Annotated in this window: 24 protein-coding genes and 1 pseudogene; 3 read left to right on the top strand and 22 right to left on the bottom strand. The window is 65.7% G+C overall.

Going from position 1 to position 21,573, the window contains the following annotated elements:
• Positions 1 to 73: 73 nt before the first annotated feature.
• Positions 74 to 310 (bottom strand): annotated as a pseudogene (locus tag ASE79_RS21935) (HIRAN domain-containing protein); the annotation flags it as partial.
• Positions 311 to 589: 279 nt separating this feature from the next.
• On the opposite strand from ASE79_RS21935, the gene ASE79_RS20940 reads away from it, so the two are divergent.
• The 3 genes from ASE79_RS20940 to ASE79_RS08590 all read left to right on the top strand — a co-directional run bounded on the left by ASE79_RS20940 (position 590) and on the right by ASE79_RS08590 (position 1,241).
• A complete protein-coding gene (locus tag ASE79_RS20940) occupies positions 590 to 739 on the top strand; it encodes a hypothetical protein (RefSeq protein ID WP_156359617.1) in 150 nt (49 codons plus the stop codon).
• Positions 739 to 933 carry a hypothetical protein gene (locus tag ASE79_RS08585; RefSeq protein WP_056414711.1) on the top strand — a complete coding sequence of 65 codons (195 nt, stop codon included), beginning with the start codon at positions 739 to 741 and terminating at the stop codon, positions 931 to 933. The genes ASE79_RS20940 and ASE79_RS08585 overlap by 1 nt, the downstream gene beginning before the upstream one ends.
• Positions 934 to 1,004: 71 nt before the next feature.
• Positions 1,005 to 1,241: a helix-turn-helix domain-containing protein gene (locus ASE79_RS08590; RefSeq protein ID WP_056414715.1), complete on the top strand. Its 237-nt coding sequence runs from the start codon at positions 1,005 to 1,007 to the stop codon at positions 1,239 to 1,241.
• On the opposite strand, the gene ASE79_RS08595 is transcribed toward ASE79_RS08590, so the two are convergent.
• The 21 genes from ASE79_RS08595 to ASE79_RS08695 form a co-directional block, all read right to left on the bottom strand.
• Positions 1,238 to 1,849 carry a hypothetical protein gene (locus ASE79_RS08595; protein ID WP_082445194.1) on the bottom strand — a complete coding sequence of 204 codons (612 nt, stop codon included), beginning with the start codon at positions 1,847 to 1,849 and terminating at the stop codon, positions 1,238 to 1,240. The two genes, ASE79_RS08590 and ASE79_RS08595, sit on opposite strands and share 4 nt — an antisense overlap.
• Positions 1,850 to 2,268: 419 nt before the next feature.
• Entirely contained in the window at positions 2,269 to 2,565 is a 297-nt protein-coding gene (locus ASE79_RS08600; protein ID WP_156359618.1) for a hypothetical protein, read from the bottom strand.
• Between the two features lie 113 nt (positions 2,566 to 2,678).
• Complete coding sequence (locus ASE79_RS08605) at positions 2,679 to 3,218, bottom strand: hypothetical protein (RefSeq protein ID WP_056414720.1); 540 nt, start codon at positions 3,216 to 3,218, stop codon at positions 2,679 to 2,681.
• Positions 3,219 to 3,308: 90 nt separating this feature from the next.
• A complete protein-coding gene (locus ASE79_RS08610; protein ID WP_056414722.1) occupies positions 3,309 to 3,536 on the bottom strand; it encodes a hypothetical protein in 228 nt (75 codons plus the stop codon).
• The gene (locus ASE79_RS08615) at positions 3,533 to 7,768 is read right to left on the bottom strand and encodes a right-handed parallel beta-helix repeat-containing protein (RefSeq protein WP_056414725.1); all 4,236 of its coding nucleotides are present in this window, start codon (positions 7,766 to 7,768) and stop codon (positions 3,533 to 3,535) included. Before ASE79_RS08615 ends, ASE79_RS08610 begins: the two co-directional genes overlap by 4 nt.
• A 16-nt stretch (positions 7,769 to 7,784) precedes the next feature.
• Positions 7,785 to 9,800: a hypothetical protein gene (locus tag ASE79_RS08620; protein ID WP_156359619.1), complete on the bottom strand. Its 2,016-nt coding sequence runs from the start codon at positions 9,798 to 9,800 to the stop codon at positions 7,785 to 7,787.
• Positions 9,797 to 10,225 carry a DUF6950 family protein gene (locus ASE79_RS08625; RefSeq protein ID WP_056414729.1) on the bottom strand — a complete coding sequence of 143 codons (429 nt, stop codon included), beginning with the start codon at positions 10,223 to 10,225 and terminating at the stop codon, positions 9,797 to 9,799. The genes ASE79_RS08620 and ASE79_RS08625 overlap by 4 nt, the downstream gene beginning before the upstream one ends.
• The gene (locus ASE79_RS08630) at positions 10,222 to 10,806 is read right to left on the bottom strand and encodes a hypothetical protein (RefSeq protein WP_235516823.1); all 585 of its coding nucleotides are present in this window, start codon (positions 10,804 to 10,806) and stop codon (positions 10,222 to 10,224) included. Before ASE79_RS08630 ends, ASE79_RS08625 begins: the two co-directional genes overlap by 4 nt.
• Positions 10,807 to 10,826: 20 nt before the next feature.
• Complete coding sequence (locus ASE79_RS08635; RefSeq protein ID WP_056414736.1) at positions 10,827 to 11,429, bottom strand: hypothetical protein; 603 nt, start codon at positions 11,427 to 11,429, stop codon at positions 10,827 to 10,829.
• A complete protein-coding gene (locus tag ASE79_RS08640; protein ID WP_056414739.1) occupies positions 11,429 to 15,490 on the bottom strand; it encodes a phage tail length tape measure family protein in 4,062 nt (1,353 codons plus the stop codon). Before ASE79_RS08640 ends, ASE79_RS08635 begins: the two co-directional genes overlap by 1 nt.
• Positions 15,477 to 15,671 (bottom strand): hypothetical protein, encoded by a 195-nt coding sequence (locus tag ASE79_RS08645; RefSeq protein ID WP_056414742.1) that lies wholly within the window; start codon positions 15,669 to 15,671, stop codon positions 15,477 to 15,479. The genes ASE79_RS08640 and ASE79_RS08645 overlap by 14 nt, the downstream gene beginning before the upstream one ends.
• A gap of 26 nt (positions 15,672 to 15,697) precedes the next feature.
• On the bottom strand, positions 15,698 to 16,291 hold the full coding sequence (locus tag ASE79_RS08650) for a hypothetical protein (RefSeq protein WP_056414745.1): 594 nt from the start codon (positions 16,289 to 16,291) through the stop codon (positions 15,698 to 15,700).
• Positions 16,291 to 16,722: a hypothetical protein gene (locus ASE79_RS08655; RefSeq protein WP_056414748.1), complete on the bottom strand. Its 432-nt coding sequence runs from the start codon at positions 16,720 to 16,722 to the stop codon at positions 16,291 to 16,293. Before ASE79_RS08655 ends, ASE79_RS08650 begins: the two co-directional genes overlap by 1 nt.
• A gap of 22 nt (positions 16,723 to 16,744) precedes the next feature.
• On the bottom strand, positions 16,745 to 17,686 hold the full coding sequence (locus tag ASE79_RS08660) for a phage tail tube protein (RefSeq protein WP_056414751.1): 942 nt from the start codon (positions 17,684 to 17,686) through the stop codon (positions 16,745 to 16,747).
• A gap of 29 nt (positions 17,687 to 17,715) precedes the next feature.
• The gene (locus ASE79_RS08665; RefSeq protein ID WP_056414754.1) at positions 17,716 to 18,156 is read right to left on the bottom strand and encodes a hypothetical protein; all 441 of its coding nucleotides are present in this window, start codon (positions 18,154 to 18,156) and stop codon (positions 17,716 to 17,718) included.
• A 3-nt stretch (positions 18,157 to 18,159) separates the two neighbouring features.
• On the bottom strand, positions 18,160 to 18,867 hold the full coding sequence (locus ASE79_RS08670; RefSeq protein WP_056414757.1) for a DUF6441 family protein: 708 nt from the start codon (positions 18,865 to 18,867) through the stop codon (positions 18,160 to 18,162).
• Positions 18,868 to 18,873: 6 nt separating this feature from the next.
• On the bottom strand, positions 18,874 to 19,176 hold the full coding sequence (locus ASE79_RS08675; RefSeq protein ID WP_156359621.1) for a head-tail joining protein: 303 nt from the start codon (positions 19,174 to 19,176) through the stop codon (positions 18,874 to 18,876).
• 4 nt (positions 19,177 to 19,180) lie between these two features.
• Entirely contained in the window at positions 19,181 to 19,408 is a 228-nt protein-coding gene (locus ASE79_RS08680; protein ID WP_056414762.1) for a hypothetical protein, read from the bottom strand.
• Between the two features lie 78 nt (positions 19,409 to 19,486).
• Positions 19,487 to 20,524 (bottom strand): major capsid protein, encoded by a 1,038-nt coding sequence (locus ASE79_RS08685; RefSeq protein WP_056414767.1) that lies wholly within the window; start codon positions 20,522 to 20,524, stop codon positions 19,487 to 19,489.
• 70 nt (positions 20,525 to 20,594) lie between these two features.
• Entirely contained in the window at positions 20,595 to 20,957 is a 363-nt protein-coding gene (locus tag ASE79_RS08690) for a head decoration protein (RefSeq protein ID WP_056414771.1), read from the bottom strand.
• 56 nt (positions 20,958 to 21,013) lie between these two features.
• Positions 21,014 to 21,505: a hypothetical protein gene (locus ASE79_RS08695; protein ID WP_162237027.1), complete on the bottom strand. Its 492-nt coding sequence runs from the start codon at positions 21,503 to 21,505 to the stop codon at positions 21,014 to 21,016.
• Between the last annotated feature and the right edge of the window lie 68 nt (positions 21,506 to 21,573).

The raw sequence follows: 21,573 nt of genomic DNA on the forward strand, positions 1-21,573 counted from the left end.
GTAACCCGCCTCCGAACCGGATCCGGATATAGGCCCCGTTCCCGTGCATCGCCTGGAATACCGCGGTCGCTTCGTCCTCGCGCATCCGCTTGCCGATCAGCGGCGCGCGCTCGGCGCTGACGTAGCCCAGTTGCGTACCGCGATCACTGAAGATCGCAACGGCGTTCGCGTCGAACGGGTTGGTCGGCTCGAGCCGTAGTTCGACCAGGTCACCCGGGGCGCACATCATACACTCCATGCGCCTGTTGCTCTTGCTCGCGTCCTCGTTCGGAAAGTCTATGCCAACAATAGAAGTGGTCAATTCATCCATGATGGGTTCTATTCATTAGGTTTGGGTTGGCGATTCTATGGGGGGGTACTTGAACCGGAATCGCCATCGCCATCGCCATCGCCATCGCCCGCTCAGCAGTGGTCGGAGCCTGCGCAAATTCTTTCTTGGGCTTTTCATCCTTGGGTTAATTGCCCTCACGCTGATAATCTTTGAAGATGATATATAACTCTGCGGTTTGCGTCCTGCACCGTTCATCCCGGTCATTGTATATGTTCGAACCGTTTGCCCGAATCGGTCGTTCACGCATAGGCTAGCGCCATGAGCGAAAAGCCCCTGCATCCCGACGTCATCGAGTTCCTCGACGATCAAAGCCTGCTTGAGGCATATCAGCAGACCAACGGATCACCAGAGAGCGTCGAGGCCAACGCCCTGCTCGCTGAGATTGAGCGGCGTAACCTCGACATCTGATGGCGCGCGCCGGGCCGATGAATGAGCGTGAGGTCTGGATACAGGCCGGGGCAATCCTTGCTGCGCACGGCAAATTGACCGCGGAATATATCATCGACCAGCTGAGCGACGCGCTCGGCGATCGTATAGCGGTCGAGGACTGGCGCCGGGTCGCTGCAGCGGTCGACGCCATCACCGACGCCAAGCCTCAGTAGCGAACCAGACTCGCGTTTTCGCGTGCGTCCAGATAAGGAACGCAACGAGAACAGGTTTGCACGGATTCGTTATGATCACCCCCGCACCGTCCGCCTCACGGATCAAGCGCTATGCCGCAGAAGCCGCTGCCGCCCACGACGTCGAACCAGCGGACGTCATGGGAACGGCTCGTACCGTCGCGCTTGTTCAGGCTAGGTGGGCGATGTGGAAGCGCCTATCTGATGAGGGCTTCAGCATCGCCTCGATCGCGCGAGCCTTTGGGCGCCACCATACTACGGTGCTGTACGCATTGAGGAAGGTCGGCTAGGCCCAACCCCCAGCGACCAACGCAGCCTGGAACGACTTAGCGTAACCGGCGACCTTCTCGGCGCGGTCGATCCCGTTGATAATGCGCCGCGCGGAGGTGAACTGGACGAGGGTGGCCGGCCCCTTCGCGGGCAGGTAGGTGCTGAACTTCCGTGCTGTGAACCAGCCCTCAGTCATGCCGAGCACCATGATCTTCGCCGAAATCTCGGTCTCGAGCGCGCGATCGTAGTTCGACGTTAGCGCGCCCTTCAGCCCGAGCTCGTTGTCTGCCCGCTCGTAGTTATAGTCCCACGTCAGCTGGACATCGCCACGGCCGTAGGCGATCTGCCCGCTATGCTTACCCGGCTTGCCATATGGATAGTTTCGGCCGCGGCCGATCTCTGGAACTGGCTGCATCTTGGCGCCCGTTTCGTGGAACGAGGTAGCGAGCCCGTACGCGACATACGCCAGGGGCGAGGCCTGCGAGGCGAACGCGGCAAGCTTCGCCTGGATGCCCTCGACCTGCGCCTGCGTCATCGTCCCAAACAGCGGGCGAATCGACGCGAAGAATTTGTCCGGAGACGCCAGCCCGTGCGCAGGGGCGGTCGCCGGCGTTGATGCCGTCGTCATATCTATTCTCCAGTTGATGTGGCAGAGGAAACTTGAGCAGATTAAGCTCCCCGCGCTCTGCTCGGCGCGCCGATGGCCCCACGCCATCGGCGTGCCTCTCGGGAACTGATTTCTGTCGATGCGTTATCTACGCGCCGGGAAACCCTTCCAACGCATCCCGGCCGGTCCGCCTTGGTCTCATGACAGTAACTGAGGCGGGCCGTTACCCCGCAACCAGATCCACGATGCTGCGTTCTGCCGCGGCTAGCCTACTTCCGGAAAGAGTGACTGGCCGGCCTGCTCACTGGTGCACCGTGAGCGGGCCGTTATTCTGATTTTAATTTTAGGCGATCAGGCAGATTTTGAGGTGTCGCCCTCACGCCGGACGCTCTCACGCTCGCCTTGATGTCTCCGCAAAAGACGAGGCGGGAGCGTCCTTTTCACCCGTGTTTATCAATCTCGCGAAGCGTAGCCGTCATCTCGGGTGGCACTGTCGATTTGCCGGGTAGCGCGGCGTCCAATGCGTCGATCGCGCTCTGACCGCGTCGCTTGAAGAATGTGATGACGCCCGCGCCTACCGCTCCGGTCATGCCTCCGGTCCCGAGCGCGGCGAACAAATCGACCTGATGCTCAACGATCCAGACCGCCGTGATCACCATGGAAAGACCGGTGACGATCCCGTCGAGAAGCCAGCGCTTCGGACCGGTTGCGTCCAGGGTGATGAACAGGCGAACCATGAAGCATGTGAAGAGGCCCACGCACATCGAGCCAGCCGGGAAGCTATACCCCAGCACCGACCAGATGACGGGGATGGTGGCAACGGGAGCGGACGATGCGACCGCCTCCTTAATCACCGCAGACCAACGGCCGCTGCCGCCATCAAGAGGCTGACGACGAGCACCGCAGCCGGACGCCGTAGCTCGGGCCACCTCGACCACATATCGACGGGCAGGGGGGCCTTGCGCAGCTGGTGCTCAATCATTGGCTCGGCGAGCATGTGCAATGCCATCCAGGTGAACCCGCAGGCGATCGACAGTGGATCGAGCCAGCGCTTCAGTTCCGCGATGCGCTCGATCGTGACAGCATCGCCCGAGCTCCACGACCACAGGCTGACCGCCTCCGCGCCGCCCCGGCTGGCGATCGCGCATCCAGCAAGGAAGATGATAGTCCGGTATACGGATACAGGGTCCAGCGGGTGATCGATGTTCCTCGCCGCCCATAGGCGGCGTCCCTGCCGACCTGCCATCATCAAGCCGAGGCAGAACGCCGCGGTCATGACGAACAGGTTCCAGGCGAGCAGGCCGGGATTGTCCGCAAGGGAGGGAGGGGCAAGCGCCGCGGTCGTTCGCATCGCCTCCCCGATGTAGTTACTAGTGGCTGTCGCAGTCATGCGTCATCCTTTCCCGCGGCCGAGTTGGCAGCGATCGCCTTGTTGATCATCGTATTCCTATCGAAGAATTTGGTGTGTGAGCGGTCGGCTCTAGTCGGGCTGTAGTGGCACTCGCTCCAGCTTGTTCCACCCGGCGACGTTCTCGGCATCGGTCCGATCACCGCGCGCCGACCAAAAACCGCAGTCGAGGCACAGAGGGCCACGAACGGTGCTGGTCGCGCCGGCGATCAATTCGCCTTCCGGAATTTCAATGGTGATCGAGTGACCAGCAGGATCGACATTCGCCGACCCGCACCCGGGGCACGACTTCAAGGTCATACCAGTTCCTCCCAAAAGACATAAAAGAAGATCGTGCCGATCGACGTCTGCGATTTGATATGCAGCCCGAGCGCCTGGAAATTGGCGGCGCGGCCCGGCACGACGAAGCTGTACGAGCGGAAGGTCTTGGTGATCGGCTTGGTCTCGAACCCGGTGCCGAACCCATTGCCGGACGCATCCAGTCCCGCCTGCTGCAACGAGATCGTGTCTCCGGCCTCGGTCGAACGCGCGACTACCGTCACCTTGAAGTTCGCCGCCTCGCCGAAATAGTTATTCGAGCCGTAGCCCGGGAAGATCGGGATCGGCTGGTCGGGCATTCCGGGCGGGATGATGAGAAAATCCCCCTGGTGCCGCACGAAGGCGGTTCGCCCGGTGACGATCGTGCTGGCGGGCAAGGCGCCCTTGTTGCGAGCCGTGACGGTGAAACGTCCGCCCTGAAGCGACACCTCCGGCTCGTCACGATGCCCGTGCCACATCGGCCCGAACGTCGTCTCGAACACTTCCATCTGACGCTGACGGACCCCGACATGGATCGGGATGGTGTCAGTCCGCGTGCCCGCCGCATTGATGAACAGCGATGGCGCATTGGATCCATCGGAGGTCTGCCGGCCGCGCACGACGATCGTCCGCGCCTCGGCCGGATCGATCCGATGGACGTACGAGCCGAGGCCCTGGCTATCGACCCGGTTCGCGTCGATCCAGATCGAGAGCGTCGCACCAGGCGAATTGCCGCCATAGCTCGGGATCCCGAGCGGCGAGATGTCGATGAAGCCCGCGCCGGCCGCCATCCCGCCCTGGGGCTCGAAGTAGTTGTTGAACAGGCTGATATGCCGGCCCGTCGATTTGTACGAAGCGCCGTTCGCCACCTTGGGCGACCCGAGGATATCGTTCTCGCGGATCGTGTTCTGCGATCCGAACGTCAGGGCCGACGTTTCGAGGATGCCGTACCGCTCCCAATTGTAGATCCGGTTGCCCGCCACGACGCAGATGTCGGACCCGTTCAGGAGCACGCCAATTCGGTAACCCAGCACCTCGGACAGGGTGAGCTGGCTGTTGAACCCCTTGGTGATCGACACGCCGACCGAGTTGTCGTTGCGCGCGCCGCCCCCGACCGAGTCGATGACATTCAGCCGTTCCATGTTGGTGTAATGGAAGACCGTCTGCCCCCCGGCTTCGGTGACCGGCGACGACCGATCGCCGATCGCGATGCCCTGCAGATTGTACACGGTGAAGTTCGTCAGCAGCGGGCCGTTGCGGTCATCGCCGCCACCCATTGCGGACCACATCAGGGCGGGTGCATCGCCGGCGCCTTCGAATGACGCCGCACCGCGCGAGCCGCGCGTACCTTGAATCGTCGCGCCGTCGCTGAAGTTCGCGGTGCCGCCCAGCGCGTAGCCCCTAGGCTGCAACACGACGCCGCCGGTGACCGCCGCGGCGGTGACGAGCGAGAACGCCGTGCCCGTGCTGGGGCGAGCGGCCGCCTCGATCTGGCGGACCCACGCGCCGACCGTCAGAGCCACCGTGCCGGCGATGATGTTGACGTCGTCGGCCTTGCCGGTGAAGTCGCCGGTCTTCCAGTTGAACCGGCCGTCGAGGATGTTCGGCACGCCGACGAGGCCCGCGGTCTGGCGGCCGATGTCCGAAGCCTTAAACGCCGCCAGGCTGGTATAGCTGTTCGCGCTCAGCGCCTGGTCGACGACGGGCTTGCCGACATAGCGCGCCCCCTCAACCGGAACCATGCCCGCCACGGTCAGCACGTTGTAACGATTGAGCGTACTGCCGGGGATGCTGACGACGCCATCGACCGCGATCAGGTTCAGATCCTGCGTCGATCCATCGTCGAAGGTGACACGGTAGAGTCCGCTGCCCCCTTGTAACGTCAACGTCTCGAGGGGGCGCGTCGCCGCGGCCGTCGTCGTCGGGATATACGTTGTCGCACGTAACCCCGCTTCGAGCTGCACATACGAGAACTCGGCCGTTGCGGTCGACGTCGTAGATGCTTGATCAATGCGGCCAAAATAATAGCCGTATTGATTGGCTTTTACGCCGGCCAGGGAGAGCCGCGACGTTCCGCGAGGAGCGATCGCAACAGTGCCGACCGCGCCATTCGTAGAGGTAAGCGCCCCAGTTGCGGTGTTCAAAATAACCGATCGTGCCGCGGTGACTTCGAAAAGTGAGATGGTTGCAGCGTCAAAGTTTTTGACGAAAGCGCTGAACGTCCGGGGTACGTTGTTCCCCGAGCCATAGTCGCTCGGATACTGATCGAATGCCGCGCCGTCCGTACGGGAGGAACTACGGCCGAAGCGGTTGGACGCCAGGCCGTCTGGACCGGGAGAGCCCGACGACCGCGTGCCATAGATGCGGAAGTTTGGCGTATTGATTACACCGGAACCGACCTGAAGGTTGGTGCTCGCAGGCTCGATCAGCACGCCGCGCGATGCGCCGGTCGCAGGATCATAGTCGAACCGCGGCGTGTCGGCCGCAGTACCGAATTCCATGATGCTGCTCGGCAAGCTCGCTACTCGCAGCGTCTGAACAACGCCGGGCCGCTGCGAATCAGGAACCGATACCGTCATCACGCCGCTGACAACTCGACCCAGACTTACGTCTGAAGCCGTGCCGCCATACGATCCCGGAGCGTAAAACAAACTGCAAACATAGGACCCGTCAGCCATTCCAGGGACGGCAATGCTGATCGTTTCCGCAGGCCTGGTAGCGGCCGTCGTCGTCGTCGGAATGTACGACGATGCCGTCGCACCAAGCTCCATCTGGATGCCCGATGCCTCAACCGTCCTGGCAGTGAGCGAGCCGCCCGTGCCCGTACCAACACCACCGGTGCCGAACGAGATATACGTCCCGGTGTCTGCGGTAGCCGGCGTGTTGGTATAGGTCAGGCGAGACCATGCCACGTCGACGGCGGCAACTACGCCCTTATTATTGCCGGCAGCAGTGAGACCGTTGGTGCCGAAGTTGATCGTCGTCGCAGCATCAGCCACCGAATAGATCGATGCCGTCCACGCCTGGCCGGCGGTGATCACCGTGTTGGCCAGCGGAGCGATCACGGCATTGTCGCCGAACGCAATGCGCGCAGCCTGCGCACCGGTCGGCGAGGTTCGACCGGCCGAATAGGTAATCGTGCCGCTACTGGCGCGACCGGTCAGCGTGTCCGAGTTTTGAAAATAGTTCGTGCGAGCCGGCTCGAGCATGAGTCCGCGGCAAACAGCCGCAGCCCCGTTCACCGGCGGATCGTAGTCGAAGCGCGGGACGTTCGCCGCGGTGCCCAGTTCCAGCGCGCCGGTCTGCGATCGCCGAGACCAGGGCCCCGCCGCGCGCTGCACTGTCACACCGGCGGGCAAAACACCTGCGGTGAAATCGAAGTCGGTATATTCGAGCCGCTTGTACCGGGAGTAAGAACCCGCGGCGCGCTTGACGGAAGCGCCAGCCGGCGTGGCGCCGTTGCGGAAGTCGAAGACGGTCGTCTTCACCGAATAGAGGATCGCGTAGGTGTTGGGCCCGTCGCCCATGACGCTGAAGGGCTTGCCGTCGAGGTTCGCGGCCGCGCCCGCCTCGACCGTCATGTACATCAGCCCACCGACAGCGGCGAGCGCCGTGCTGGCGAACAGCGCGGCCTTGCCAGCATCGACGCCGGTTGCAGCTGCGTTGACCTGCGATCGATCCGCCGAGTCCTTCGAAAGGCTGGCGGCACGCTCGACCAGGTCCGCACCGTCGATCGCGAGCTGCACGACATTGTTGGCGGCGATCGTCAGGGTGGCGCCGTCGATCGGCGCGGAGAGAGCCTCGCTCTGGCGGGCAAAGCTGTAGGGCGCGTCGAAGATCTCCGGCGCGTTGTCGCTGTCCATCACATGGGGCGGCAGGATGACGCGGCCCTGGATACGCGTGATGCCGGCGATCTTCAGCCCCCAGCGCAACGTCTGCGACGCCCCGGGCACGCCGGCGTAGCCGAGACCCTGCCGGGTGGCCTTGTTGATCTGGATACGCAGGTCATTCTGCCAGACGCCGTCGACCGAGGTGACCGACGCAAGGCGGATGCCCTCCCCGGCCGTGACCAGCTCGAGCGAGACGAGCGCCGGTCCGGGCTCGTCGCCGGCGCGGCGGATCTGTGCGCGGATCGGGACGCCAGTCAGGTTCGGACCGATGACGCGGAGCGGCAGCTCGTACACGTCGTCGTTGCGCCAGATCGGAAGATCCAGCGTGGCGGTGGTGGTGACCATGCGATTGGACTCCGATTTACTGCTGGTTGACGTTGGCGGGTTGGCGGACGTTGTTGCCGCCGCCACCGCCGGGGGGCGTGCCGCCACCGCCGCCGGTTTGCCCGCCGCCGGTGACGGGGGTCACGATCGAGCCGACGTAGTGCCGGCCCGGCTGACCGACCGAGTTGAAGGCGCTTGGATAATCTGTGGTCGCGGCGATCGCGACGTTGCCACCGGCGCGGGCGGCGTCGTCGTAATAGAGGTAGTAGGACGTGTTGCTCAGCAACCCGCTCAGCGCCTTCGCCGCGACGGCGACGTCCTTGTCGGTATATCGGCGGGTATGGGCGCTGATTGCGATCGAGGCGGATCCGGCCGCGTCGCTCGAAGTGATCGAGATGTTGACCGGATAGCTGTTGGCGATGATCTGCTGCGACAGCATCGCCTCCACCGCCGCCAGGCCGGGCGTGCCGAACTCCCAGGCGTTCGAGGGAAGCCCGGGCGACGTCGGTGGCACCGCCGTCTGCCCGAGTGCGAAGGCATGCTTGCCGGCGTTCTCCGATCGGGCAGTGATCGTGACGATGCCGCTGCCCGCATCGAGCGAGCGGGTCAGGATCATCACCGACTGCCCGTACAAGCCGGCCTCGGGCAGATCGAGCGTGACCACGTCGCCGGGTTTGTAGCCCAGCCAGCGGATCTTCAGGGGCAGCGTGATCGGGCCGAACTCGCGGGCATTCTCGATATCGTAGCGAGCGAGGGTCGCAACCTGGTGGGGCTGCTCACCGGCGAAGCACTGCACGAGCGGATACGATGATTCCTTGCGGACCTGGCGGCGATCGGCCGCGACGTACGCGTCGACGATGATCGGCTCGGCCGCCACCTCCGCCCAGGTGGTGGTGGTCGTGCCGGTGGCCGCGTCGGTGCTCAGCTCCTCGGACCAGTAGCGCGGGACCAGCGCGTTGATCCGATCGCGGCGCGCCTGCATCGCGACGACGCTGATATCGCCTTGTGCCAACGCATTGCGGTCGATCGTGGCAAGGCTGACACGCGGGGTGGAGACGATGCAGCCAAGCATCGCGCCGAGCCGAAGCGGCTCGCCGGCGCCCGCCTGCAGGATGTCCTTCAGCACGTCCCACTTGTCGTCGGTCGTCGACTTGACCCCGCCGACGCGCCAGCCGTTGATGTCGGCGACGTTTGCCCCCTCGACGAACTGGGCGAGGATCAGGCCGGAGGCGGGAAGCCCGACGCCGGCGACGAGCTTTCCGTTCTGCCGCCAGCCGAGGCACCAGGTGATGCCGACGACATAGGGGTTGTTGCTCCATGCCCAGGTCGTCTGATCGTCCGCGCGCTGCGCGCCGTTGCCGCCCGGGTAGGTGCTATCCTTGCGGGGATCGTAACAGAGCACGCCCTTCCCGCGCCAACCGCATGTCGGCATCGAGGTGAAGGTGTTCTTGCCGTCCGCGTCATATTCGAACGTCGCGATCGTCGCTGCTTTGCCCGACAGCTTGTGCTGCGGGGTCCAGCCGAAGGGCCGGCCGGTGCTCAGCGTCAGCGCCGCGGGCTCCGGGCAACGGCCGAGCTGCCGCGCTTCGTGCATATAGGCGCGGGCACCGACGGTGACGGTATCGCCAATGACAGCGCGGGCGATCTGGTCGACGTAGAGCGTGTCGATCGACTGCACCGGGCCGATCGACCACTCGGTGACGATCGACTGGTACTTGTTCTTCGAGCCGTACGCCTGGCGGTAGATGATGTGCCCGCCGCTATAGGCTTCGCCGAGGACGATATCGATGCCGGCGTTGGGATCCGCCTTCCACTGGTCGGGAGATCCGCCGCCGGATGTCTTTGCCGCGGTCAGCGAACTCGTCGCCATAAGGGCGGCCGCAGCAAAGCCGGCGACTTTTGCAACGGTGGCGGCGGTCGCAACGAAACTGGCCGTGGCGCTAGCGGCAGCATATTGCCCCAGCAAACCCACCGTCGCAGCGGCGCCGACGCCGGTAGCGATCAGCGCGACACCGCCCACCACCATTGCGGCTGTTGCGAGATACTTGCTCATTGCGGGGTGACCCGCCAAGCGATTTGCAGGCTGACCTCTTGGAGCACGGCCGCGCCCGCTGCGTGCTCATGGTAGCCGAGCAGGCGACCGTTGCTCAGCTTGACGCCGAGCGCGCCGAACGCGTCGCCGGACTCGCCCTGGACGATGTCGCCGGCGACTGCCTCGGCCGGTGCGATGCGCTTCAGCCCGACCGCGTCGATCGCGGCCGCCATGCTGTCGAAGCCGCGAGCTCGAAGCATCTTCAGCGCCGATCGCGGGCTCGCATAGCTGCCCTTCGACGGAACCCGGACCTTGTAACCCATGCGGCGCAGGTGCGCGGCTACGAGGCGCGCGCAGTCATTGTGTCCCCAGCGGAAAGGTTTGCCGACGAACTCGTCAAGCGTCGCCTGCGCGGCCGCCACGCGGCGCACCATGATGTCGCTCATCGCCTGACTCCGTCCGGGCTCGAGGTGCCCCAATAGATTTGCTGCGCGACGTAGGTGACGAAGGCGCACCCGAGTTCGTCCGGCCAGAGGTACTGGTGGAACGTGTCCGACAGGCGGGCCCCGTCGTCGGAAAGGAAGAAGTCTTCGAAGATCGAGGTGATCTCGTAATCCACCGTGCGGCCGGTTGAGCTGACCTTCAGCGATGCGACGTCGAGCAGGCCGTTGAACAGCAGAAGCGGGTCGCCGATGACCAGGCCGGACATCGGATCGATCGCGCCAAGCCAGAGCCGCACCGGCGATCCCTGCATGGCGACCGACGCGAGCTGCGCGGCCGCGGCATCCTTGGCCGGGATGAAGGTCAGCGATAGCGCTGGTGCCTCGTCGCCCATGCCATCGGTCAGCGTGTCGATCGCGGAGAACACGCCGACGACGTCGTCACTGCCGGTGAACGTCTCGACCGTGCCATCCACCGAGAACCTGACGAAGCCGGAGCCGACCAGGAGCCGGACCGTGCGGCCGGGCAGGTCCATTCGGATCGCGCCGAAGATCATCGCGCGATCGGCGCCGAGCGCGGCCTCCATGGCCGGCGACATCTGGGACATCAGGCGATCTCGCTGATCGTGAAGCTGAGGCCCCGCACCCGCGCCGGGATCATCGTCCAGCCGTCGGCGTCGCCCGACAATTTGCCCTCGATGATTGGCACACCGAACTCGCAGACATCGCCGTCCGAGACCTGGACGCGAAGCATCGAGCCGAGCGGCACCGCCGCGCGGCCGTCGGCGCCGGCGCGAACCGCCTGGCGGACATAGTGGAGGTAGCGCCGCCCGCCGTGCCGGAGCGAGAAGAACTGCCGCCGGTTGAAGACGTAGCGCGGCGTCGCGCCGCGCACGTTGAGCACCATGCCGGACTGCCCGACGCCATCGACCACGATACGGCCGGGCGAGCCGACGTCGAACCCGGGTTGCGGGAACGGGCATGCCACCGTCTCACCGGTCATCCAGGCATCGAGCAGCGCCGCGGTCCACAACCGACCGTCCGGCTCGGGCTGCAGGTTCGGCGTCTCGATCGCCATCGACAGGCGCGACCCCATGAAGCCGAGCCACTGCTCGACGCCGCCCGTCGGCGGGGTCTGCCAACCGCCGAAGATGATCGGTGCTGGCGAGGCGGACTTGGGCAGCGGGGTCGCCGGCAGATAGATCGTCATCAGCGCCTCCCGAGCTGGCGGCGCCGCGCCTTGGTCATTTCCATCTTGCCGAGCTGCGCACCGCCCGCGGCAATGCCAGGCGCTGCGGCACCGATGCGCTGGTCGGCCGCGCTCGACACTGTCGCGGTGAACAGGTCGGTGTTGAGATCGATCGCCACCCGCATGCCACCGCCGCCGGTATCGTTGGCGGCCTGCATCATCCGACGGCTTTCCGCGGCCGGGTAGATCCGCGTGCCGGTCGGCAGATCCATGATCTCGCCGCCATTCTCGTGCACGTAGGTCAGGCCGCCCGAGAATGACTCGGTACCCGTGGCATTTCCCGGCGGGCCGATGGTGGAGGCGCTGACGGTGGCACCCTTTCCACCGAATAGCCCGGCGATGTTGCCGAGCGCACTGGTCAGGGTCGGGAGGTTGCTGTTGCCGTTGATCAGGTTCTTCAGCGGATTGAGCAGCGCGAGTTTGATGAATTCGCTTTTCAGGCTGTTGAGCATGGTCTTGCCGGCGTTGCCCCAGCTCGACCAGGTGTCCTCGCTCAGCACCTCATCGACGAACTCGTTGCCATAGCCCCGGACCTCGCCGAGCGCGGCCGCGGTGACTTTCAGCTTTTCGTTGACCGCCTGCTGCGCGTCGACGCCCGACATGATCTGCGCGACGTCCGCGGCCGCCATGTCCGGGAACTGGCGGCGGATCTGCAACGCCAGACGCAGCTTCTCGAGTTCGGTGTCGCGCGTGCTGTCACTGGCACCGGCCAGCTGCAGCTCACGCTCCGACAGCGCAAGCGAGTCCTGCTGACCGCGCAGAGCGTCGAGAATGTACGAAGCCTGCGACTGCGCATAGGCGGCGCGCGCCTCGTCCACCTTGGTATCGACGAACGTATTACGATCATCGCCGACATAGCGCTTGGTGTCGGCCTCCTGCTCCGCCGCGCGCCGCGCGGCCGCGATCGACTGCTCGAGCGGCGTACCGCTCATGCCGAGGATCGATGCGCGCAGCTCGGCAACGGTGCGACGCGACGCGCTGATCGCCTCGCCTGCACCGCTGCGCGCCTCCTCGGCATGGGCATCGGCAAGCGCACTGCGGTAGGCGGCGACCGCGCGCATGATGCCGTCATACGCGGCCGTCATGCCCTGCCCCTGCGCGATCGTCGCGGCCGCGAGCAACGGACGAAGAGCGGTCTCGTCCGACAGCGCCTGGTTCATCTGCTCGACGGTCAGCGTGCCGGCAGCGACGTTATCGTTCGCCGCCTTGCGTGCAGCCGTCTCGTCCCGAAGACCGGCGATCGTCTTCGTCGCGCTCGCCACGCCGTCGGAGATCGAAAGATTGAGCTGACGGCGCATCTGCGCGTCGACGTCGATGCCTTTACGGGTGGCATCGGTCGATGCCTTCCGCCGCGCCTCGGCTACCATGCCGGCCGCGCTGCTCTTCAGATAGGCGTCGGCGACGTCGAGCGCGGCTGCCGCGCTGACTTCCATCGATGCCGCTTGCCGGGCGAGCGACTCGGCATGCTTGTTGCCGGATCCGGTGGCCTGCGCGCGAGCGCGATCGCCGCGCGACAGCGCCATGGTCTCGGCCGACGATCTGTCGATGACCTGGCCGGACATCTCAAGCCGTGCGCGCTCGGTCGCCAGCGCCGCCTTGGCCGATGGCGATTTGGTTGCAGCGATCCGCGCATCGAGGGCCGCGAGCTGGTTGGCCTTCTCCTGGCGGGGGATGAAGGTGTCGATCGCGTGCGTATATGCGCTCCGCGTCTCCGTAAGGGCCTTGCGATCCTCGGGCGGCATGTCGGTCTTGAGCGCCGCCCGGAGCTTGCCTGCCGCGGACTGATAGCCGCCCAGTTGATCCGCACCAGTGTAGCGATCGACGACCTGCTGCCCCGCCGCCCGGGTTGCGTTTGCCTTTGCCCGATCGGCCCGCGCTACGTCCTGCTGGGCCTCGAAACGAAGAGCGCTGATCTGCTTGTCGATGCCCGCACGATATTCATCGCGGCTCGTCCCCATGAGCATCTGGCCGACGGTCGGCCCGCGATCGCGCTGCTGCTCGAGGTCCCGGATCTTGTCCTGGATCGCGCCGCCCGTCGCCATGCGGTCGAGCGCCTTGCCCATCCATTCCCAGGCGCCGGACGCGGCATTCTTGATGTTGTCCCAGCCCTGGGCGAGCACGTTGGCGTGATCGGCCGCACCGTCGAATGCCGGCTGCAACGATTCCAGCAACACGCGCTGCGCGCCGACCATGTCGCCCTGCTCGACAAGCTTCGCGATATAGTCGGCCGTGGCGAGGCTCACGGCGCCATATTTGACGGCAAGCTCTTCGGCGCCATTGATCGGATCGGCAAAGGCGGCGCCAAGGGTTGCAGCCGCGGCCTTGGCGTCGGTACCGGTGGCGGCCGCGAAGTCCTCCGTCATCGCCGTCAGGCCGACCAGCACCCCGCTGGTGATCTTGCCGGTGCTGACATAGGCAAGCTCGATCTCACGCGCGGCAGCGACCGACATATCGCCGGCCTTCGCGGCCGACGCGGCATTTGCCTCGAGCTGGCTGCCGTTCAACCCGAGGACACGGCCCGACCCTTGCGCGACGGCGTTGAATTTCTCGATGCTGTTCGAATAGTCGAGCCAGGCTTTGGCCGCGATCACCGCGGCGATCGCGGTGGCACCCATCGCCAGGCGCGCGGGCGTCAGCAGGCCGGTGACCTTCTTCGTCGCGCCGGCAACACCATGCTCCTCGGCAAGCGACGATGCCGCGTCCTTGGCCTTGTCCTTCAGCCCGTCCAGGGCGCCGCCGGTGTCGCGCGAACCGTCGCCGACATCGCGAGCCGATTCGCGCGCTGCGTCGCCGATCGCATCGAAGCCATCCGCGATCGTCTCTCCGCCGAACAACAGCGTCCGAATCTTGGCGAGGCCGCCTTCCTCAGCAGCAAACGACTGAAGGACCTGAGGACCCTGCTGCATCAGCAGCTGCTGCGGATTGATGCCGTTCGCCGACGATCCGACAATATCGGACAGCGTGTAGATTAGCGTCTGCTTCTGATTCTTCGACAGCGCGGCGCTCTCGCCGTTCTGGCGCTTGATCGCAGCCGTCGTGTCGTCGAACCGTTTGCGCGCATCGTCCTGCGCGGTGGCCAGCTGCCGAGCGGTCAGGATACCGGCCTTCTCGGCAAGGTTTACCTCGCCAAGCTCAGCCGCCAGGCGCTGCTCGGCCGCCCAAAGCGGATCGATCGCGGCGCGCAGTTTCGTCGCGGCCGCGGTCGCCGCCTCCTCCGCGCGGAACTGCTCTTCGAACGCCTCGGCCGACTTGCGGGCGGCGCCGGTCGACCGATCGAGGTCGACCGTCGCATATTGCGATCCGGATCCGCGGTTGGCGAGCGCGGTATCGAAGTCGCCCTGGCGGGTTTCCGCAGCTGCGGCGAGCTTGGCCTCGTTCGCCATCCCCTGCCAGCGTGCCAGTGCCGATGCGTTGGCATCGAGCGACAGCCGGGTTTCATCGAAACGGGCACGCGCACGCGCCTGCGCCTCGGCAAGCTGGTCGGTCGACAGGACGCCGGATTGTTGCGCGACTGCGACGTCCGCCATTTCGGCCGCGAGGCGCTGCTCGGCCGCCCAGAGCGGATCGATCGCGGCACGCAGCTTCGCGACCGTCGCCGCACGCTCGTCGGCCGCGCGGCTGGCGACGCGCTCCGCCTCGGCGACCCTCGCCGCCGCGTCCGCTTCGTCCCGGGCCGCGGCCTCGAACACATCGGCGGAACGGCGCGCCGCACCGGTCGAGCGGTCGGTGTTGACGGTCGCAAACTGCTGCGACGTCGGCGTTGCCAAGGCCGCGTTGAACGCGTCCTGGTTGGCAGCGCCGGCCGCCGCCAGCTTGGCCGCGGCCGCCTGGCGGCGATAGCTGGCGATCTGGCGATCGGTGAGATCGTCGACCGCCTTGCCGGCCTTCGTCGCCGATGCCTCCGCGGCGAGGCCGATCGCCGTCACCGAAGCAACGCCGTCAGCCTTCACCTCGGCAAAGTCGTTCCGAACCTGCGCCTTGCCCGCGGTTACGAGCTGGAAGCCGACACTACGCATCGCCATCGTCGTCTCCCCCTTCATCGAAACCGTCGGACGGGTTGACCACCGACCCCTCGATCAGGGGCAGGACGGCAGCGAGCATCGGCATGTCGACGCCGGCAGCGGCACCGGTGAGCATGACGGCGGTGAAGTCGAGCCCGACGGGTCGGGTCGTGAAGCCTTCAGGGGTGGGCACGACGATCATACGGACCTGCGACCCGATCCCGCTGATCAGGTCCCAGAGTTCTTCGCCGTCGTCCGTTTGCGGCTCGTGCTTTTCGTACGGGCACGTGGGCGCGCCGGTTTCTTCATCCCGGCATCGTCCGTTTTTGCCGCTTTCGCAGGAGAGCAGGCAGTACCGGGCTCCGGCGTCGCCCCCGCTGAAGTGCCACTTCGCGAGAGCGCATAGCCGTTTTTTTCCGCGTCCCGCCGGGCCCAGGGCAGGACATATTCGCGGTCGGCCGCCTCGACCAGGCGTGGCTCGGCAAGGAACGCCGAGACGGTGCCGGGCGTGACGCCGATAACATTGCCCTCGCCGTCGAAGATATCGACATCGGGCGTCGGCTGGATCGGATTCCGATCGTCATCACCAATGCCTTCCCACTCGAGCATGCCGGCGCGCAGCATGGCCTCGGTGAAGGCATCGCCTGCCGTCTCGTTGGCGTCGGCAACGCCGGACCGCAGCACCTCAGCGACAGCGCGCCGCGCGAGGCGCAGCGCCTTGGCGCCGACTGGTGCGAACAGCACGCGCACAGCCGGCGTGTCGCCATTGGCCGGGATGAGGGTCTTCCATTCCGGCTCGGGCTTCTTGCTCAGCGCGTACATCAGGCGTTTGCCCCCGCGTCGTCATCGAGGTCCGCGTCGTCCGACGTCGCGGCGGGCGCGTCGGCCCGACCCGCTGCCGGATCGAACTCGACCGGCTGCGCGACGACAGGCGGCGTGCTCACCTCGACCGCGCCGACCGGCGCCGGTTCGTCCACGGCAGGGACATCGACCCCGGCCGGCGCGAGGATCCACTGGATCTCGATCGCGCGGTCGACGACGAGGATCTGATACTTGTCGTTCTCGCGGACCAGGTTGCCGTCTTCGTCGACGGCGTAGCTCGACACGGTGCCGGCCTCGACGTCGGCGCTGATGACGCGCGGGATCGTCTCGCCGGTCGCGACGTCGACGACGCGCACGTTGCGCGCGATATCGTCGCCCGTCGTGTGATCGATGATGGACGGTGCGGGCACCGGGCTGGTGATGATCGTCATGGGATGCTCCTCGAGACGTGGATCAGGCGTAGCTGGCAACGTCGTTGACCAGGACGGCGGTCAGCTGCGCGGCCGCGACACCCGACGCCTGCCAGTTGAAGACGGCCTGGATGCCCTTGGGGCCCGAGACCGAGCGCTTCGGCTTCGGCAGGAACACGCGTGGCAGGGTGAAGACCAGGCTGGCGATATCGGTTGCCCAGCCGAAGCTGAGCGCGACCGGCAACTTGCTGCGCGCCTTGTTGTAGAGCGCGAGCGTCGCAAAGCGCGTCGTGATCGTGCCGCTCGCCCGGCAGACGCCGGGATCGAAGCCGCCGATGCGACCGTCTGCCCGGATGACCTCGAGCTTTTCGAGGTTGTTGGTGTAGCCGAGATCCGCCGACAGGATGTCGGCCGCGGTAACACCGTCGACAGTCACCGAGCCGGTCGCCTGCGCGAACCGCGGGCCGGTCAGCGCGGTCGGCGATCCGGCGATGCTGATCGTGCCGGGATCCGACTCGCCCTGGGCGATCACCGACAGCGACGCGTTCAACATGCCGGAACGCGCCATGCCGATCTTGAGCTGATTCACGGCCGCACCGTAGTTGGTGCTGAAGACCGGGCCATCCGGGTTGCCATACTCGATCGACAGCGACGGGATCATGCCGCCACCCGATTTGAACGTATGGGTGTACTTGCCGCTGACCGGCCCGGTCGTGACCGGCGGACCGAAGGTCGCGCGAAGCCAGAAGCCGATGGCCTTGGTATCGACCGGCACGACGACGTCGCCGTCGTTGGTGATGACGTCGTAGGTCGGGTCGAGGCCTTCCCGACCAAAGCCGAGCTGGTCGTCCTCGAGGAGCGGCTGCTCCTCGCCCAGACCATGGCTGACCATCGGCAGCTTGAAGAAACCGGTGGCCGGGGTGGCACCGTACGACGTTTCGAACGCGGCGTTCTGCACCGTGTTGATACCAAGGGGACGGCCCATGGCGCTCTCCTGTTGTGAAAGGTGAAGGATCAGCCCAGCGCGCTGCTGGTCGAGTAGAAGGCGATGATCGCAAAGTCGGCCCAGCCGACGGCGCCAGCGCCGCGGACCTCGACTTCGCCGTCGCTGGGCGCGTCGGCGTCGAGGTAATTGCAAAGTCCGCCGAGCGTCGGATCCGCGCGGATTTCGCGGTCGAACCCCATCAGCATGTCGTCGAGGACCTGCTGGCTGCTCTTCGTGCCGGCGCCGTACCCGGCGAGCTCGATCGGGATACGATGTTCCCACCAGTAGGTCGGCGGTGAGAGATCAATTTCGGGATCGCCGGGATCGCCTGAGCGGACGATGACCATGCCGAGCGGATCGACGGTGGTCGGCTTGGCTTCCTCGGCGGTCATGCCGCGCACGACCGAATGCGGCGCGGCGCGCCTGGCCAATTCCTTGACCGCGGTGAGGACGTCGAGACGCTTGGACAAAGGCTATCTCCAGCGCGCGTTGAGGTTCGTCTCGAACCGGGTGTTGGCGACTTCGGCGGGTACCGACAGGTCGATCGACTTCGGCTTCTTCACCGCGCGAACGAGGGTGAACATGATCACCGACTGGACAGGGCGCGGGTTGCGCGTCTTGCCACCGCGTTCGCGGTCGGTGGCATTGCGCCACCGGCCGGTTGCCTTGCGGATGACGAGTCCCTTCAGCACCAGATATCCGACGCCGGCGTGGCGCTGGCTCGGCGTCTTGAAACCCTTGTCGCCCGAGCTGATGAACTGCAGCTTCCGGCCGTACCGGGCTTCGACCTCGTCCGGGGACAACGTATCGCCGGACCGCTTCATCGGCACGTCATCGGTCGGGATCGCGAGGAAGCGCTTGCCGGCGCGCGCAACGATGCTGGCGCCGGTGGAATAGCTCTCGATGATGGCGGCCGCGCCGCGCCCGTCCTTTGATGGCTGCGCATAGACCCAGCCGCTCGGGTCGAGGCTGACGCGGCCTGAGCGGTTCGGGTAGGTGACGCCGCGTACCGCGTTGGCAAGACGCTCGCCGAGGCCAGCTGCGCGCACCTGCGCACGGAAGACCTCTTTTACGTCGTTGGTCGTGTCGGCCATTGCCGCGGTCATGAAACCTGCCACGTCCTGTTCGGCGCCGGTGAAGAGCTTGTCGAAGTCCGGCCCGGTGATCGAGGTGCGCAGCATCGAGCCTTACGAGACCTCGCAGGTCCAGACAGTGCCGTCGTCGTTCAAGCGCGGTTCGCCATTAATCTCGAAATTCTCGTCGAGGCGCACGACGTTGATGATGTCACCAACGACCGGCTGCGCGATCTGGGTAATCGGCAGCATGAAGGTGTTGGTCGCGACGACGAAGCTGCCCCCGTTCACCTCCAGATCGCCAGTCGGGCGGTTCCAAATTGCCGAGAACCCGCCGACGCCGTTGTAACGGATCGCCTCGCCATGCTCTTCCGGATCGAAGAACACGTCGAGGTCGTCGGCAAAGTTCATTGGCATCAGGTCAGGCCTTGTGAACGTCGACCAGTTCGACCGCGCCGGTAGCGACGAGAGCGGCGATCGCCTTGCTGTCGAGCTTGTGTTCCTTGGCTAGGTCGTCCGTCAGGAACGTCTCCGGATCGATCTTCTGACCTTTCGAGCCGGTAGTCAGCTCGTGCACGGTACGAGGAATTTCGACGATCGTCGGGGTCGTGGACGCCTTCGCGGCGGCGGGAGGTGTTTCATCGGCCATTGCGGCCTCCTTTTCTGGGGTGAACTGCACGCGTCATCGCGGCAGGTTGCCGACGGTCTGGAGCCGCCGGCGACAGGCTCAGCGGACGGTGATGCAGGCGCTGGCATTCGGACGCTTCGGCACGAAGAGAGGCGCCGACTGCGTCATCAGATATTCGCCTGCCGGGTTTTCCTCGATCCAGTTCTTCGAGAATAGGCGGGCGGCGCCGTAGTTGTTGCGCGGGTCGAGGATGGCACCGTAGCAGGGCGTACCTTCATAGGTGCCGGGCGCACCGATGATCACGGTGTACTGCGGCAGCAGCTTCTTGATCGTTCCGTCGACGTCTTCGTACGTGTCGTTGTACACGTACAATTCGACGGTGCCGATCCGGCCCATGAACACCGGCGAGCCTGGCACACCGGGCTTAAAGCCGAGATCCACGGCGCTGGTATTGCCCTGGTAGGTGGTGTCGAGCTTTTCCTTGAGCTTCGCATCGGCCTTCAGCAGCGCCCAGGCGTCCTTTTCGAAGACGACATGGCTTGGAGCCGCACCGCATTCTTCCGCGACCTCCTGGATCCAGCCCTCAAGGTTATCGACGGGCGATACGCCCGCTTCACCCCACCGCGCACCGCCGATTAGCGTCTTGCTGAGCGAAGCCTTGCGACCGAAACTCACCACCGCGCGCGGATATTCGATGCCCTCGATGATCACGCCGCCGGTGCGGAGAATCTCGGAGGCCATCTGTTCTTCGCGGCGTTCGATCTTCTTCTTGTGCGCCGCCAGATAGTCGACGAACGCGAGGTCGCGCCGCTGCTGCAGAGTGAATTCGCCGCCGAGCGGCTCGCCCGGACGCCGACGCGCGAGCTTGTGGCCGTGGATCGTGTCCATCGGCTTGACGTATCCGGGTGCGAACCGGTCCGTCTGGAACGGACGGTCCTGGCCCGGCGTGCCCTTCGAGTAGGGGCTCACCCAAGGAGCAATGCGCTTGTCGTCGAACACGCGGTCGAAAAGGACTTCCGGTTCGTCGAACTCGATCGGCGTTGCGCCGAAGAAGAGGGAGCGCAGGAAGTTGCCCTGTACCGCGAGCGGCGTAATGATGCCGATCAGTGCAGTGGTCGAATAGAGAAGTGGGTCCATGGTCGGGCCTTTCCAGTCAGGGGAGGGGCGGCCCGACCACTATCGGACCGCCAAGGTGGGTGAGGGGGCGTCAGCCTTCGAAGGTGATGCCCTTGTCGCGGAATCCCGCACGGATGCTGGCAAGCGTGTGACCAGCGCCAAGCACGAGTTGCGAACCGATCAGATCGCCGGTTTCGATCGCCATGGCCTCGACGTCGCCGCCGGTCGCGTCGACCGTGTAGGAGAGCACGTACTGCGGGGTCTGGCTGCCGTCGTTGGCGGCGGCGGCCGAGATATTCGCCTTCTTGGTGGCATCGACGATGCCGAGCACGGCCCCGATGGGATAGATCGCGCCAGCGAGCAGCGTGACCTTCTTGGTGTTGGGGGCGCCCGACCGGATCAACGTGACGAACGGCGTCGACGAGGTCGTGGCGTAACTTGCGCGAGAGTACATAGCGCGGATCCTTGTCTTGGGCGGCCGTCAGGCCGCGGGCTGGCGGAGGGCTGGGATCAGCTGGCGGGCTTGAGATGACGCGCGGCGGCGACGCCAACGGAGGCCGCGAAGCCGAGGATGCCCGCGGCCTGTTCTGCGCCGGTCTTCGCCTTGCCCTTCGGAGCGCCTTTGCCAGCGGTGGGCAGCTGCTCTTCCTGCACGGCGCCATCGCGCAGGTCCTCGATCGAGGCACCACGCTTCTTCGATGCGGTCGCGAGACCGATGGCGAACGCTCCCGCGTCCTGGCCGCTCTCGATGGCGTTGCGCAGCGGGGTCGCGAGGATGCTCGACGGGCAGAGGTCCGCGAGTGCGAGGATACGCCCGCGCTCGGCGGTGACAGCGGCGGCGACCGGATCGGCCTTGCCGTCTTCGACCGTGCCTTCGGCTTCGGCCGCCGTGATTTTGTCCTTCAGGTCGGCGAGTTCCTTCTCGTCGGCCGTGTTCGCCGCCTCTTCCTCGGCGGATAGGTCACGGTTCGCGCTGAGCGCGGTGTTGATGCGGGCTTCCATGCGCGATGCGACCGCACGCGCCTGAGCACGAAGTGCTTCCAGGTCCATATTATGCTCCATTGGTGCGG

Origin of the sequence: Sphingomonas sp. Leaf28, assembly GCF_001421685.1 — a bacterium.
GTDB lineage: Bacteria > Pseudomonadota > Alphaproteobacteria > Sphingomonadales > Sphingomonadaceae > Sphingomonas > Sphingomonas aurantiaca.

Bases quoted from the DNA above. Each gene is read 5' to 3' on its own strand.
- ASE79_RS08610 (WP_056414722.1), bottom strand. From the start codon at position 3,536: ATGACCTTGAAGTCGTGCCCCGGGTGCGGGTCGGCGAATGTCGATCCT.
- ASE79_RS08660 (WP_056414751.1), bottom strand. From the start codon at position 17,686: ATGGGCCGTCCCCTTGGTATCAACACGGTGCAGAACGCCGCGTTCGAA.
- ASE79_RS08620 (WP_156359619.1), bottom strand. From the start codon at position 9,800: ATGAGCAAGTATCTCGCAACAGCCGCAATGGTGGTGGGCGGTGTCGCG.
- ASE79_RS08640 (WP_056414739.1), bottom strand. From the start codon at position 15,490: ATGGCGATGCGTAGTGTCGGCTTCCAGCTCGTAACCGCGGGCAAGGCG.
- ASE79_RS08590 (WP_056414715.1), top strand. From the start codon at position 1,005: ATGATCACCCCCGCACCGTCCGCCTCACGGATCAAGCGCTATGCCGCA.
- ASE79_RS08600 (WP_156359618.1), bottom strand. From the start codon at position 2,565: ATGGTTCGCCTGTTCATCACCCTGGACGCAACCGGTCCGAAGCGCTGG.
- ASE79_RS08675 (WP_156359621.1), bottom strand. From the start codon at position 19,176: ATGCCAATGAACTTTGCCGACGACCTCGACGTGTTCTTCGATCCGGAA.
- ASE79_RS08690 (WP_056414771.1), bottom strand. From the start codon at position 20,957: ATGTACTCTCGCGCAAGTTACGCCACGACCTCGTCGACGCCGTTCGTC.
- ASE79_RS20940 (WP_156359617.1), top strand. From the start codon at position 590: ATGAGCGAAAAGCCCCTGCATCCCGACGTCATCGAGTTCCTCGACGAT.
- ASE79_RS08585 (WP_056414711.1), top strand. From the start codon at position 739: ATGGCGCGCGCCGGGCCGATGAATGAGCGTGAGGTCTGGATACAGGCC.
- ASE79_RS08595 (WP_082445194.1), bottom strand. From the start codon at position 1,849: ATGACGACGGCATCAACGCCGGCGACCGCCCCTGCGCACGGGCTGGCG.
- ASE79_RS08630 (WP_235516823.1), bottom strand. From the start codon at position 10,806: ATGGAGGCCGCGCTCGGCGCCGATCGCGCGATGATCTTCGGCGCGATC.
- ASE79_RS08625 (WP_056414729.1), bottom strand. From the start codon at position 10,225: ATGAGCGACATCATGGTGCGCCGCGTGGCGGCCGCGCAGGCGACGCTT.
- ASE79_RS08655 (WP_056414748.1), bottom strand. From the start codon at position 16,722: ATGACGATCATCACCAGCCCGGTGCCCGCACCGTCCATCATCGATCAC.
- ASE79_RS08615 (WP_056414725.1), bottom strand. From the start codon at position 7,768: ATGGTCACCACCACCGCCACGCTGGATCTTCCGATCTGGCGCAACGAC.
- ASE79_RS08645 (WP_056414742.1), bottom strand. From the start codon at position 15,671: ATGATCGTCGTGCCCACCCCTGAAGGCTTCACGACCCGACCCGTCGGG.
- ASE79_RS08695 (WP_162237027.1), bottom strand. From the start codon at position 21,505: ATGGAAGCCCGCATCAACACCGCGCTCAGCGCGAACCGTGACCTATCC.
- ASE79_RS08650 (WP_056414745.1), bottom strand. From the start codon at position 16,291: ATGTACGCGCTGAGCAAGAAGCCCGAGCCGGAATGGAAGACCCTCATC.
- ASE79_RS08635 (WP_056414736.1), bottom strand. From the start codon at position 11,429: ATGACGATCTATCTGCCGGCGACCCCGCTGCCCAAGTCCGCCTCGCCA.
- ASE79_RS08605 (WP_056414720.1), bottom strand. From the start codon at position 3,218: ATGACTGCGACAGCCACTAGTAACTACATCGGGGAGGCGATGCGAACG.
- ASE79_RS08685 (WP_056414767.1), bottom strand. From the start codon at position 20,524: ATGGACCCACTTCTCTATTCGACCACTGCACTGATCGGCATCATTACG.
- ASE79_RS08670 (WP_056414757.1), bottom strand. From the start codon at position 18,867: ATGCTGCGCACCTCGATCACCGGGCCGGACTTCGACAAGCTCTTCACC.
- ASE79_RS08680 (WP_056414762.1), bottom strand. From the start codon at position 19,408: ATGGCCGATGAAACACCTCCCGCCGCCGCGAAGGCGTCCACGACCCCG.